The organism is Candidatus Planktophila sp., assembly GCF_040402315.1.
Lineage (GTDB): Bacteria > Actinomycetota > Actinomycetes > Nanopelagicales > Nanopelagicaceae > Planktophila.
In genome coordinates, this window is record NZ_JBBAMU010000024.1 from 1 (window position 1) to 13,685 (window position 13,685).

Annotated in this window: 14 protein-coding genes; 4 read left to right on the forward strand and 10 right to left on the reverse strand. The window is 47.5% G+C overall.

Going from position 1 to position 13,685, the window contains the following annotated elements:
* Both AC9UEP_RS04675 and AC9UEP_RS04680 read left to right on the forward strand, forming a co-directional pair.
* The coding region (locus AC9UEP_RS04675; protein ID WP_509544434.1) for a Rieske 2Fe-2S domain-containing protein at nt 1-851 on the forward strand (851 nt) is incomplete at its 5' end.
* Nucleotides 852-908: 57 nt separating this feature from the next.
* Complete coding sequence (locus AC9UEP_RS04680; protein WP_509544436.1) at nt 909-2,009, forward strand: S1C family serine protease; 1,101 nt, start codon at nt 909-911, stop codon at nt 2,007-2,009.
* Between the two features lie 16 nt (nt 2,010-2,025).
* Here AC9UEP_RS04680 and galT read toward each other — a convergent pair whose 3' ends face one another.
* From galT to AC9UEP_RS04710, 6 genes are all read right to left on the reverse strand, one after another.
* Nucleotides 2,026-3,138: a galactose-1-phosphate uridylyltransferase gene (galT, locus tag AC9UEP_RS04685; RefSeq protein ID WP_509544439.1), complete on the reverse strand. Its 1,113-nt coding sequence runs from the start codon at nt 3,136-3,138 to the stop codon at nt 2,026-2,028.
* Between the two features lie 26 nt (nt 3,139-3,164).
* A complete protein-coding gene (locus AC9UEP_RS04690) occupies nt 3,165-4,460 on the reverse strand; it encodes a glycoside hydrolase family 25 protein (protein ID WP_509544444.1) in 1,296 nt (431 codons plus the stop codon).
* Nucleotides 4,457-4,726 (reverse strand): hypothetical protein, encoded by a 270-nt coding sequence (locus tag AC9UEP_RS04695; RefSeq protein ID WP_509544447.1) that lies wholly within the window; start codon nt 4,724-4,726, stop codon nt 4,457-4,459. Before AC9UEP_RS04695 ends, AC9UEP_RS04690 begins: the two co-directional genes overlap by 4 nt.
* Nucleotides 4,727-4,750: 24 nt before the next feature.
* On the reverse strand, nt 4,751-5,437 hold the full coding sequence (locus tag AC9UEP_RS04700; protein WP_509544449.1) for a LuxR C-terminal-related transcriptional regulator: 687 nt from the start codon (nt 5,435-5,437) through the stop codon (nt 4,751-4,753).
* Between the two features lie 64 nt (nt 5,438-5,501).
* Nucleotides 5,502-6,191, reverse strand: coding sequence for a winged helix-turn-helix domain-containing protein (locus tag AC9UEP_RS04705; protein WP_509544451.1), 690 nt, complete (start codon nt 6,189-6,191; stop codon nt 5,502-5,504).
* Complete coding sequence (locus AC9UEP_RS04710; RefSeq protein WP_509544453.1) at nt 6,188-7,249, reverse strand: sensor histidine kinase; 1,062 nt, start codon at nt 7,247-7,249, stop codon at nt 6,188-6,190. The genes AC9UEP_RS04705 and AC9UEP_RS04710 overlap by 4 nt, the downstream gene beginning before the upstream one ends.
* Before the next feature lie 89 nt (nt 7,250-7,338).
* On the opposite strand from AC9UEP_RS04710, the gene phoU reads away from it, so the two are divergent.
* Complete coding sequence (gene phoU / locus AC9UEP_RS04715; RefSeq protein WP_509544456.1) at nt 7,339-8,001, forward strand: phosphate signaling complex protein PhoU; 663 nt, start codon at nt 7,339-7,341, stop codon at nt 7,999-8,001.
* A 9-nt stretch (nt 8,002-8,010) separates the two neighbouring features.
* Nucleotides 8,011-8,925 (forward strand): Ppx/GppA phosphatase family protein, encoded by a 915-nt coding sequence (locus tag AC9UEP_RS04720; protein WP_509544459.1) that lies wholly within the window; start codon nt 8,011-8,013, stop codon nt 8,923-8,925.
* Between the two features lie 19 nt (nt 8,926-8,944).
* Here the strand turns inward: AC9UEP_RS04720 and AC9UEP_RS04725 are convergent, their stop codons facing one another.
* The 4 genes from AC9UEP_RS04725 to AC9UEP_RS04740 all read right to left on the reverse strand — a co-directional run.
* Nucleotides 8,945-9,823, reverse strand: a complete 879-nt coding sequence (locus AC9UEP_RS04725) for an NUDIX hydrolase (protein ID WP_509544462.1) — start codon at nt 9,821-9,823, stop codon at nt 8,945-8,947.
* Nucleotides 9,820-11,883 (reverse strand): RNA degradosome polyphosphate kinase, encoded by a 2,064-nt coding sequence (locus AC9UEP_RS04730; RefSeq protein WP_509544465.1) that lies wholly within the window; start codon nt 11,881-11,883, stop codon nt 9,820-9,822. Before AC9UEP_RS04730 ends, AC9UEP_RS04725 begins: the two co-directional genes overlap by 4 nt.
* A gap of 106 nt (nt 11,884-11,989) precedes the next feature.
* Nucleotides 11,990-12,937, reverse strand: a complete 948-nt coding sequence (locus AC9UEP_RS04735) for a Gfo/Idh/MocA family protein (protein ID WP_509544468.1) — start codon at nt 12,935-12,937, stop codon at nt 11,990-11,992.
* On the reverse strand, nt 12,934-13,685 hold a 752-nt coding region (locus AC9UEP_RS04740; protein WP_509544471.1), incomplete at its 5' end, for a Gfo/Idh/MocA family protein. The genes AC9UEP_RS04735 and AC9UEP_RS04740, both read right to left, overlap by 4 nt.

The window sequence follows — 13,685 nt, forward strand, 5'->3', positions numbered from 1 at the left end:
GGGGTTCACAAAATCGAGCCTCTCGGCTTTTACGAATATTTCTCGGTGCCACCTTCATCTATGCCGGTTGGGATAAAGCATCTGATCCGGGATTTCTCACGGAAGGTGAGCCCACATATATCGGCACCCAGTTAGCTGCCTTTGCTGCAAATTCCCCGATTGGTTTCTTACTTAATCGGATTTTAGATCAGGCAACCTATGTTGGAATTTTCATCATGGTTGCAGAATTTGCGGTTGGAATCGCAACGCTGCTCTGGGTTGCACCAGCAACAGCAGCCTTTGGGGGATTATTAATCTCAATAATGCTCTGGCTTGCTAGCTCTTTCTATACAACTCCATATTTCTTGGCAGGTGATAGCGCCTACGCGGTGATGTGGCTTGCCTACTTACTACTAATGATTGGAAATAAACGAATGCCTGCTACAAATTTTCAGCGCCGAAGTGTCTTGCGCACAACCATCGTGGGTGCTTTAGCGATAGCTGCCACCTTTGCCGGCAGAGCCTTACCGAAGAGTTCGGCCTCTGTTAAAGCTTCCACCAAAGGTAAGGGAAAGCAGATTATTAAAGTTGCCGAACTTCCCGTGGGAAAGACCTATAACTTTGTGCACTCGGCACAAGGAGTTCCAGCGATCCTCTTTCGCACCAAGGCTGGCGTCTTTGCTTACTCGGCCATCTGCACCCACTTAGGTTGTACGGTTGCTTATAAATCTTCCACGAAGAAACTCATCTGCCCTTGCCACGCTGCGCAATATGATCCATTTGCTAGCGCTAAAGTTGTTGCTGGGCCAGCTGAAAGAGCGCTCGACAAAGTAAATGTAAAGATAAGCGGCGCCTGGGTAGTTGAAGCCTAATCTTTCTCTCATCAATGTAACAGGAATATCACAGGAAAATAGGGAAGCATTATGGTTATGAAGAACATCAAAGTTATCGCAGCCTTTATTGCAGGCGCTGCCATTGCCGGCTCAGTTGCAACCGCGTCAACCAACTCATCCAGTGTGGTGAAGGCATGCGTTGATAAACGCACCAATGCTCTCTTCCTCTCACCTTCCGGAACCTGCTCTTCAGCCAGAACACTTGTTGAATTAGGTGGCACCGGTATGAATTCAAAGACCATCGCTTCGCTAGTAACTCCATCTGTGGTCTCTATTAGCGTTACCGCTCCTTCGGGTTCTGGCACAGGTTCTGGGTCGATCTATCAGAGCACATCTGCATTTAGTTACATCATCACCAATAACCATGTGATTTCTACTGCTGTGACATCAGGAACTATTAAAATTGAATTAACAAATGGCGATCAATACCCGGCAACGATTGTGGGACGAGATCCTGGATATGACTTAGCGGTACTTAAAGTACAAGTGGGAAATCTTTCAGCAATTACTGTGGGAGATTCTTCTAAGATCAGCGTGGGAGACCCAGTCCTAGCAATCGGATCTCCGCTTGGATTGGCAAGTACTGTCACAAGTGGAATCGTCTCGGCACTTAACCGCCCGGTATCTACTGGCAACGAAGATGCGCAGTCATATGTCAATGCAATCCAAACAGATGCCGCTATTAACCCTGGAAACTCAGGGGGTGCACTTGTCGATGCCGCAGGGCGGCTCGTTGGCGTTAACTCCGCCATTGCCACAATCTCATCCGATGCGGCAAGTGGAAATATCGGACTTGGCTTCTCAATTCCGATCAATGAAGCCAAGCGCGTAATTGATGAAATCATTGCAACTGGAAAATCAAAGCGCCCAGTTCTTGGCGTTTTCTTTGATCCTGCATACACAGGAGTTGGTGCCAAAATTGTTCAACTCAGCCCCGGTGAAGGAGCAGAGAAAGCTGGCATCCCAGTGAACTCAGTTCTTCGCAGTATTGATGGCGTGAAGGTTGCTAACTCGGAAGCAGCAATTGTGCGCATTCGCTCTTATGCACCAGGTGCCACCGTGACCGTGGTGGTGGATCTACCAACGGGTGTCAGCAAGAGCTTTAAGGTGACTTTAGGTTCAGCACCTTCGCTCTAGGAAGAAAACTTTCTGATTACAGCTTCACATCTTTAAGCTGTTGGGCAGATTGCTCTGGTTTCATATCCATAATGAAGGCGCCCATGGCGGATTCAGAACCGGCTAAGTATTTGAGTTTGCCTGGCGCTCTGCGCACACTTGTGATTTGCCAATGCAATCTCAGCACATCGCGCCCTTGGCGCACAGGTGCTTGATGCCAGGCCGCGATATATGCCATATCGATGCCAAATACTCCATCAAGACGCTTCATCACTTCGATTGCAATCGATGGGAAAGAATCACAGGCGGCAGGTGCTAATTCTGCTAAATCTGCAACTGGCTGCAGGGGAGAGACATGAATTTCAAAGGGATAACGTGAGGCATAAGGGGTGTATGCAACCCAATGCTCATTCTTGGCGATAATGCGAAGACCATCACGAAGTTCGCGCGCCACCACATCGTCAAAGAGAACCCGGCCGGTCTTGGCATGGTGTGCTTGGGCAATTGAAAGCATCTTCACAACACGTGCTGGTAGATATGAATATGCATAAATCTGCCCATGCGGATGGGCCAAGGTAACGCCAATTTCTTCGCCGCGATTTTCAAAAGGTGCGATATGTTCAATAAATGGTTGTTGCGAGAGTTCGCGGGTGCGATCCCGCCAAGCTTCTAGCAATGTTCGAACTCTTTGCGGAGATAAAGCCTTAAAGGACCCGCCGTGATCTGCGGTAAAACAAATTACTTCACACTTACCGGCAGCTACTCCTTCATCAGTATCTGAACCCACCATATCGGGCAGGGCAAAGTCGCCTTCTGGCGGGCGCAGCGATGGTGAGCGATTATCAAAGACAACCACCTCAAAATTATCTTCTGGAATCTCGGTCAGTAATTCACTGGTGGTGGGGCAGAGCGGACAGAGCTCTTTGGGTGGAAGGAAAATGCGACCTTGCCGATGGGCTGCCATCACAACCCATTCATTGACTAATGGATCAAGACGTAGCTCGCCAATTTCTGGTTGGACTTCGGCAGGTCGTGGATCTGCAACGGTACGGCTTTGAGCAGCCGTATCGTAATAACGAATTGTTCGGCCATCGCTCATGGTGCGACTTGTGCGCACTACACCGGCAGATAACTCGAGGATTTCATCCATAGTGCCCCTACCTTATCGTGGGGGAGTTAATTCTTAATCTGATTGCGGCAGCTATCAGTCGCCGGCTTGCTTGGAGCCTTCTTAGTTGGTTTAGGCACAGGTTCTTCTCCCTGCGTAATCGTCAGATCAACTAGCGTCTTAGCATCGGCGTGAGTTCCAGAAGGATCTTTATATGCAACGCTGCCAAACCAGGTTCCAGCAGGAAGACCAGAAATTGAAAGCGTCCACGACCCGCTAGTTTCGCGCACAAGTTTCTGCTCAACAGTTGGCTTAGTCGCATTTGCAGATGTGAAATAAAATTTGACTGAACCAGTGACAACAGGTGAGCTATCTGGACGCGTGACCTCAATGGCAATCACCGCACTCTTATCCGTTGTCGTTGCCTTCACTGATGAAATTGTGATGGTTGAACTTTCACCGACTGGCATCAGATCTGTGGGTTCTGGTGACCAAGTGCCTGTCAGCAGTGATTCAAATTTCTCAGGGGTACCACCAAAGACATTTAGATCTAAGCGATTGCCTGGAACGCCGTACTTTGGCGCGATTCCACACGAGCTGTACTGCCACATGGTCCAGTTGGCCGAACATTGCGCTGTGGTCCAGGAGTGCACATAACAACCTCCTGGCTTTACATTTGGCCTTGCCTCAGGCGCAGCTGGATCAATTGCATACTGGGCAATCCATAACGGATACTGCGAAAGTTCCTGGTCCCGGTTCAAGGCATTTTCTAGAAAATACGGAGAAGAATAAATCAATGGTGTGCGACCACTCTTATCTTTGAGTGTGGCAAGAAATGTCTTACTCCAGAGAGTTGCCTGCGCGCGGGTTGCATACTTACTACATGAACCAGAAGAAGTAACTTTGACGCAGTTATTCTCAAGGTCAAGTGCGTAGGGCAAATCCAACTCGTTAAATCCACCCAATGACTCAATTCTCCAAATAACTTTCTGAGCTTGTGCCCGAGCATCTCGTTGAACTGCGGCGCTAGTTGTTACATTGGGTAAGAGCGCATAGTGATAAAGGCCCGTGTGAATTCCAGCATCTTGTGCGCCAATACGATCAGCCTTGACGTACTTGCGGGCCAGACGGTCAGAATATTCTCTAGTATCTGATGCTTTAATCATCACGAAATCAATTCCAGCAGCACGCATTTTCTTGAAGTTAATTGGCTTATCGTTCGGATGCTGCCATCTGCTGATATCTGCGCCATGGATTTTTCCGGCTGGGCCAGCTTGGACTAACTCTGCAGCGTTTGCGGGGCTGGCATGAAGGGTAAATGAGAGAAATGAGAGTGATATTAGAATTGTGAAAAACTTTCTCATTTTTCTACAATCACAACCGACTCACCGAAAATATCTAGAAAGGCACTTTGCAATACTGAGCGATGACGCAAGCGCGCCTCTTGATAGTCATGCCCGGTTGCCAACTTACTGCTGTCACTGAAATCTAGCGTCAGGCGACCGTTATCAAATGATTCAAGTCGAGCATCAAAGTAGGCAATCCAGATAACTCGGTCTTGGCTTTCAACTAGGTCAAGGACTTCATTCCAGCGCACTCGAATTTTTGCCAGGGTAAGTGCGGAAGACATGCGCAGAGATTACCGCAAGGCGCCTTAATGTCTTGGCGCACCGAGCCACTTAAAGTATTCACCGGCTAAGACAACGCGCAAATTCCGGCGACGATCTGGGGTGATAGATAGGTGCTGTGCGATGCGCGCCACAATCTGCTCGACTGACTTCTCTGAGACGAAGCGCACCTTGGCAATCTCTGAGTTGCTTAAGCCCTGTGCCACAAGCCGCAGCGTCTCGATCTGAATATCGGTTAACTCATTGAGGACTGAGATGAAGTCCTCCTTATGAATTGAGGTATGCACATTAATCCAATTCATTTTTGAGCCATCTATTGCCGAGTCCACACTCTGCGCAAGTGCTCCCGTGATCACAGATAAGTCAGAGATGCTGCGCTTTAGAATTATCTTTGAGCCCGGTGGAATATTCTTTTCCATAAGACCAAAAAGACGTAGGTCAGGACAAGATGTTGTAATAACAATCCCAAGTGCTGGATTTGTGTTGCGCAACTTCTGTAGTAAACCGATGGCTGCTTCACCTGAGAATTGCAGGTCAATTAAGACAGCTTCAGGATTAAGTGCGCGAAATAAGTTCTCGGCAATAAACTTATTTGGCGCCTCTCCGACAACATTTACGCTATGTAATCGAAGCGAGGCCGACATTGTGGCAAGCTCAAAGGAATCATCGTTGACGAGTAAGACTCGGGCTGTTGATGCCTGTCTTGAGAGCATATGTAATGATAGGACGCATTACGTCCTTTGTAACGAGGGGGTATCCCTATCGAACAAGGCGAGTTTACGCCTCGAACTTATATCCAAGCCCACGGATAGTCTGGATTAGCAGTGGGTTTGCCGGATCATCTTCAATCTTTGAACGCAGCCGTTTGATGTGAACATCCAGGGTCTTGGTATCACCGTAATAATCTCCGCCCCAGACGCGGTCAATGAGTTGGCCCCGAGTGAGTACACGGCCAGAATTGCGCATGAGAAATTCTAGAAGTTCAAACTCTTTTAAAGGTAAGTTGATCAGAATCTCATTGACAGTAACTTGGTGGCGGTCGATATCCATGCGGATGCGCCCAGCTGCTTGAATGGAAGAATTGGCTTCCGATCCTGATTCATCGGGTACACCACGGCGCATTACAGCTTTAATGCGCGCTACTAATTCACGGGAAGAGTATGGCTTTGTTACATAGTCATCGGCGCCAAGTTCAAGACCAACAACCTTGTCCACCTCTGAATCTTTAGCGGTGAGCATGATGATGGGAACTGGAGATGTAATGCGAATTGTGCGACAGACGTCAATTCCAGAGACTTCCGGAATCATGAGGTCTAGCAGAATCAGGTCGTAGTGATTCTTTTTAAAGAGTTCGAGTGCGACACGTCCGTTTTCAGCAATTTCACTTTCAAAGCCTTCTTTTCCAAGGAGAAAGGCAATTGCTTCTGAAAACGATATCTCATCTTCAACGATAAGGATTTTGGTCATTGGGTAACGCCTCCGTTAGGTGTGTAAATCGGTAAACGCAGCGCAAAGGAAGAGCCGACATTCGGTGAGCTCCATACTTTTACATCCCCGCCGTGATTTGAAGCTACGTGCTTAACAATGGAGAGCCCGAGTCCGGTGCCACCTGTTTCGCGTGAGCGAGCAGGATCTACGCGGTAGAAGCGCTCAAAGATGCGATCTTGGGCTTCCTCTGGAATTCCAATGCCTTGATCTGCCACAACAATTTCCACGATGCCGTCACTGACATTGGAGGAGACAGATACCTTCGTATTCTCCGGCGAATAGTTAATGGCATTTTCAAGAAGATTGTGAATCGCCATAATCAATTGCTCGTTATCACCAAGTACGACCACCGCTGGAATATCTTTGGCACTGACTGATATTCCTTTAGCCTCGGAGGTTGTTTTCACCAATTCAATTGCTTCATTGATTAGTTCGGCAACGCTATTTTCCGTTGCAACTTGAAGTGGATCTGAATCCTGGAGCCGAGAGAGATTGATAATTTCTTGTACAAGATCGGTCAGGCGCTTGGCCTCAAGCTGCATACGAGTAGCAAACTTAACGACAGCTTCGGGTTCATCGGCTGCCGAGAGAACTGCCTCACTTAAGAGTGAAAGCGCACCGATAGGAGTCTTTAGCTCATGGGAAATATTTGCGACAAAGTCTCTACGTACTTCATGCACACGTTCTGCTTCACTCTCATCACTGAGCAGAATAAGGATGCAATCGACATCTTCTAAATAGATTGCGCGCACAGTGAGCTCTCGCAATCCTTCACCAATGGGTCCACGTGGAATTTCAATCTTTCCTACATGCCTCTGATGTGTGCGTCTTACAACTCGAAGTAAGGCAACTAATTCGTGGCTATCAATCCGACCCTCTCGCAATATGTTCAGTGTTTCGACGCCATCCGTTGCAAATCGAACCACCTCACCCGGGGCGATGAGCAGGGCGCCTTGATCAAGTTGGGATAACACACTGAGAAAAGTAGATGAAATTTCATCTACGACAACGTTATTCTCATCGCGACGAAACCACATGAGGATAGCCTAACCTCTGCATAGGACGGTTTACCGTCCGTTAACCTCTAGTAATTGCGAAATTCACCAAGTTCACCTATCTTTTGGGCATGGTTCTCATCCGCTCTGTATTCCAAGATGAGCTAGATGGAGTCTCTCAATCACTCGTAGACCTTTCAAATATGGCCTCGGACTCTATCCATAATGCCACGCGAGCACTGTTAGAAGCCGACCTGAAGATCGCCGAAGAAGTTATTTCTTACGATGAAAAGATTGATCTCTACCAACACGATTTAGATACTCGCATCATCGACATTATTGCGCGTCAGCAACCAGTGGCATCTGATTTACGTGCACTCGTGACAGCGCTGCGCATGAGTGCGGATCTGGAGCGGATGGGCGATCTTGCTCACCACATTGCAAAGGTTGCCAGATTTCGCCACCCTGAGAAAGTGATTCCAGCTGAAATCACTGATCTGGTTAACCACATTGGTTCTGTGGCAGAAACTATTTCTCGCAAGATCCCTACTGTCATTGAAACACGCGACATCGAACTGGCTTTGCAGCTGGAAAAAGATGATGATGAGATGGATAAGTTACACCGGCAACTTATTGGGTTACTCACCGATAACACGTGGAAACATGGCGTTGAATCAGCTGTCGATATCACCTTACTTGGTCGCTACTACGAAAGATATGCAGACCATGCAGTTTCAGTATCCCGCCGTGTCTATTTCTTAGTTACTGGAACTTTCGCTAACTCAACTCGCTAGACTTTGCCGGTGAGATTAGGCGTACTAGATGTCGGTTCCAACACCATACATCTGCAGGTAGTTGATGCGCACTTAGGTGCCCCGCCAATCCCAAACTCTTCCCATAAATCAATTATTCGCCTGACTGAATATCTTGATGGCTCAGGTGCGATTACTCCACTGGGGATTGAGAAAATTACTGAAGCTATTCTTACCAACCTTAAAGATGCCGCTCACTTAGATATTGATGAACTGCTGGCATTTGCTACCTCTGCGATTCGGGAAGCCGTTAACGCAGATGACGTCTTGGCGCACGTCAACCGCGAATGCGGAATTGATTTGCAAGTACTTAGTGGTGAAGAGGAAGCGCGATTTACTTTTCTGGCAGCACGCCGTTGGCTCGGATGGTCGGCGGGAGATTTATTAGTTCTGGACATTGGGGGTGGTTCCCTAGAAATTGCCCGTGGAACCGATGAAAACCCAGCTTTTAAAACATCTGTGCAATTGGGTGCGGGCCGTCTTACCCGGAAATTCCTTAAGGGCGATCCCTTCACACCGAAGTCGCTCCGAACCCTGGAAGAGTATCTGCACGATGCGATTGCCCCCCTTTCGCAATCACTTTCAACCTATGAAAAAGATGTTGCAACGGGAACAAGTAAAACTTTTAGAACGTTAGCAAAGATTGCCACCACTTTCTATCCAAAGTTTGGTCCACACCTTACCTTTAGTGCACTGGAAGAAATGGTGCCTAAACTGCAATCACTTGATATTGAGGGCAGAAAAGCTATGCAATCTATTTCGGCAGAACGCGCCCCACAGATAGTTGCCGGAGCAATGGTCGCCAAAGAGCTGATGAAGACTCTTAATTTACAAGAGATTCAGATTTGCCCATGGGCACTTCGGGAAGGCATTGTCTTACATCGCCTTGATTGGATAGAGCGCTAAAGCGTGCCTGCGGGCTTAATCAGTTGGCAATGCTTAAGTAATCAAGGCCCACAATTTCACCGCGCACGCGGTGAACAATCCAGGCATCACCTGGTTCAAGTTTGATGAGCTCTTTATTCTTTAACTTCGTATTGAGTATCCCGCGCAGCATCGATGGGATAACCGGGTTGTGGCTACAGATGAGAATGTTCTTCTCATCTTGCTTGAGCGCATTGGCGAAGGAAATTGCCTTCTCTGGATCTAGCTCAAAACTCTCTTCATTTAAGCCTGGCACAGTGGTAATCGATAATCCGCGAGCATGGGCAAGTGGAGTCACAGTCTGCACGCAACGGGTGTAATCCGAGGTGTAGAGCTCATCGATGGCAAACGGTTGCAAGTGTTTAATTAGCTGTTGTGCTTGGTCGAATCCGGTCTCATTTAGCGTGCGAAGTGAATCGTCTTCATCCCAATCGCCACGCTCGAGTGACTTTGCATGGCGCAAGATGATCAAAGTATCTGTGTGTTGTTCTTGATTCATAAATGTGTCAATAATTGATTTATCAGAGTCGTGAGTTGCAAGTTCGCGCGCATCTGAGGCAGTGAGCCACTTCATTTGATCAACTTCTTTATTCGGGATGAATTCACTCTGGTTAAGTGCGCAGTGAGCGGCCCAATACTTCACTCGCTTCTGTTGCCCTGACTCTTCGTATTCAACAGTGCCAAGATGGCGAGTAAATGAGGCGCGGATTCTGGTCTCTTCCATGACCTCACGGTAGGCGCATTGCAGCGCGGTCTCACCCATTTCAACTTTGCCCTTAGGTAGTGACCAATCGTCATAGCGCGGGCGGTGGACGAGAGCCACCTCGATAGCTAAATCAGAACTCTCGCGCCAGAGTAGAGCCCCCGCTGCTCTTATCATGAACGGTTATGTCTATCGACGAAGTGATCTTGGAAGTTAACCAGGTAATTTCCATCATGATTTTTTATGTTTCGAACCCAGTTATTTTCGTTGGTAAGTTTCCATGTTGAATAATTATCTGAGACTGAGTCATCAAGAATTGCAGCAAGTCGCTGCTTATGCTTTTCGGATTCAATAAGCACGAGTGATTCAACCCGACGATCGAGGTTTCGATGCATCATATCGGCGCTACCAATAAAGTAATCTTCGGCTCCACCGTTTCGGAAGTAGTAGATACGAGAGTGCTCTAAGAATCTTCCTAAAATTGAGCGCACCTTGATATTTTCCTGGCGGGCTTGAGAGTTTAAGCGAATCGAGCAAATACCTCGCACAATAATTTCAACCTTCACCCCAGCATCAGCTGCTTCATAAAGATGGTCGATAATCTCTTCATCCAGTAGTGAGTTAAGTTTAAATCTTATCCAAGCCGGCTTGCCATCGAGATGATGACGGGTCTCGCGCTTAATGCGAGCAATCAACCCCTTGCGCATACTGTGCGGGGCAACTAGAAGACGTGAATATTCATGCTTCGTTGAGTAGCCAGAGAGTTCGTTAAAGAGGCGAGAGAGATCTTCACCCAAAACAGGGTCAGCGCTGAGGATTCCGAGATCATCATACAAGCGAGCAGTCTTAGGGTTGTAATTTCCGGTGCCCACGTGGCAGTAACGGCGCAAGGTGTCACCCTCCTCGCGTACCACCAGAGATAACTTTGCATGTGTCTTAAGACCCATGAGTCCATAGACAACGTGCACGCCGACTTCTTCTAGCTTTCTAGCCCAACGCACATTTGCCATTTCATCAAAGCGGGCCCGGATTTCAATCACCGCAAGTACTTGTTTACCTGCCTCAGCAGCTTCAATTAGTGCCTGCACAATGGGTGAGTCACCTGAAGTTCGATAGAGGGTCTGCTTAATTGCCAATACATGCGGGTCGCGAGCGGCATTTTCTAGGAAATTCACCACCGAGGTAGTAAATGATTGATATGGGTGGTGCAGCAGAATTTCACCTTTTCGAAGCGCGGTGAAGAAAGAATCACTTGAATCTAGATCAACATCGCGTAGCTCAGGTGCGGTCTCACTTCTAAATGGCGCATACTTCAGATCTGGGAAATCAAGATCTGCAATCTGGTTAAGACTGCGAAGATCAAGTGGTGAGTCATATTTTAAGACATCGATAGGTTCAATCTTTAACTCATCCATCAGTTCGTTGAGAACTTCAGGATGAATCACCTTATCTACCTCCAGGCGCACGGGCGGCCCGAAGCGACGACGAGTAAGTTCTTTCTCCATCGTTTCCAGGATGTCATCGGTCTCATCTTCATCGAGATCAAGGTCTTGATTTCGGGTAACCCGGAAGAAGAAGTGGTCTTTAAGTGTGACACCGGGAAAGAGTTCGGAAAGGTGTTCGGCGATCAGTTCATCAATTAGGACAAAACGAATTTTGGATTTATCTGATGTGCGAATAAAGCGGGGAAGGTTGGTTGGAATCTTCACACGCGCAAAGCTAATATCTTGATCCTCACTGGATTCGATATTGATTCCGATATTAAGTGATAGCCCGGAGATATATGGAAATGGGTGTGACGGATCCACAACCAGGGGAGTTAGAACAGGAAAGACTCGCTTGTCGTAGTAATCCTTAAGCTGGCTACATTCTTCATCTGTGAGTTGACTAATTTTGCAAAATTCAATGCCATGGGTGGCGAGCTCAGGGATGATGACATCTTTAAATCGGTCGGCTTGGATATTTACCAAGTTCTGCGTGCGCGATAGAACCATCTTGAGTAATTCTCGCGGTGTGTATCCCGCAGAATTGGCAGTGGTCACACCTCGCTCAATCTTTGCCTTCAGTGATGCAACGCGCACCATAAAGAATTCATCTAAATTTGAAGAGAAGATAGCTAGAAAGCGCACTCGCTCCAGCAGTGGAATAGTTGGATCTTCAGTTAGTTCCAGGACGCGGGTATCGAAATCGAGCCAAGTTAATTCTCGATCCTGATAATTTGCTAACTGCTCTCTCACGACTTAATAATGTCCTATTTCGGTAAATTGTAGGTAATCAACTGATGAACTGCTTAGTTTAATGGAATCTGCGCTCAATGGGAAAATACGTTGAGCGTAAGCGCGGCTAGAAGGTTGCGCGAAGTTGATCCATCACCTTGTGCACAAAGAGCGATGTTTCTAGCGGAAGCACCCAACTCTCTTGCCCTTGAACTTTCCTGCCAAAATTTTCAATCATCAGCCTATATGCGTCTACCGCTTCAAACTCTTCAACTGCTTCACCTAACCGCAATCGACTAGGTGTGTGCCAGGATGTGAAGACTTCGCTGCCAATAAGTTCAACCGAGCCTTTACTTCCGTGCACAATTAAACTTTGATTTTCTGACATTTCAAAAGAAGTTAAGCCATGTGCAGTAATTGAGTTATCAAAGCTCATCTGCCATTTACTTGTGAGATCAATTCCGGTTGGTCCCACTGTGACATCACAGCTTTGGATTTCTATCTCTGCACTATCTCCAACGAGGGCAGCCATTGCATGAAGTAAATAAACGCCAACATCAAAGAGTGCACCCCCACCCATTGCGGGCGAGTTTCGGTAATTTGAATCTATCGCTGCCGGGAAAGTAAATGAAGAATCAATCGAGATGATCTCTCCGATATTTCCAGCCCTCACATAATCAATCATTCGAGCCATGCGTGGATGCCAGAGCGGACTCACCGCCTCGACAATGAGGCGATTATGCTCCCGTGCTGCACTTGTCATGAGAGTTACTTCAGCCGCGTTCATTGCAAAAGGTTTTTCACATAAAACATGTTTACCTGCATTAAGTGCGGCTACGCTCCATTGGCAATGTAAGTGATTAGGCAGGCTGATATAGACCGCATCGACAGCTGAATTGTTAATCAGATCTTCGTAACTCTCATGAATTGTTACTGGATTCAGTGCTCGTGATCTCTCTGGGTCTCGACTTGCCACTGCTTGCACGATCGCACCCGATGCTGCATGCATCGCTGGCGCGATTGCTTTATTAGCAATCCAACCAGCGCCGATGAGCCCCCAGCGAATCTTTGTCACCGCAGTAGTGAAGGTGTCACGGAACGGCCGTTAGACTGCGCTGACTCTTCAGCTGCCTGCATAATCGCAACGACATCACGGGATTGAGCGGTAGTCACACTCATTGGAGTCTGATGGTTCAAATATTCGACAACACCTTTATGAAATGAATAGGGAGTAGGGGTGGTGTTGGTGATTACTTCATGGCTACCATCTGCGCGATGCACAGTAAGAATCGCCGGTAAATCCGCGGGCGCCGAGCCAGCTGCGGGATCCCAATTACCGATAATCGCACCCGTTGTTCCTAAAACATAGAACTTCGGTTTACGAGCTGCCGCAAGATCTGAATTAGTAAATGTGGCACGCACGCCACTTGCGAAGGTAATTGAAACATCGGCGTGGTCAGCATTTGTGACATGCGTCCAAAGACGCTTCTGGTTAATTCCAGTGACCGAATCAATCTTTCCTGGAATGATTGCCAGAATCTGATCGATGAAGTGACTACCCCAGTCAAAGATGGCACCACCTGATACTTCGACCATTGAGTGCCAATATGAACATGGCTTGGAATAACCACCGACAAAGCTCTCATAAGAGAAGACCTCACCAATACTTCCATCATCAATAAGTTTCTTCATTGTTACAAAATCAGCATCAAAGCGCCGGTTTTGATAGACAACGAGCAGCAGGTTCTTTGCGGCAGCCAACTCCATCAGTTCATCACACTCTTGCACCGTCAGCGCCATTGGTTTTTCCAAGATCACATTAA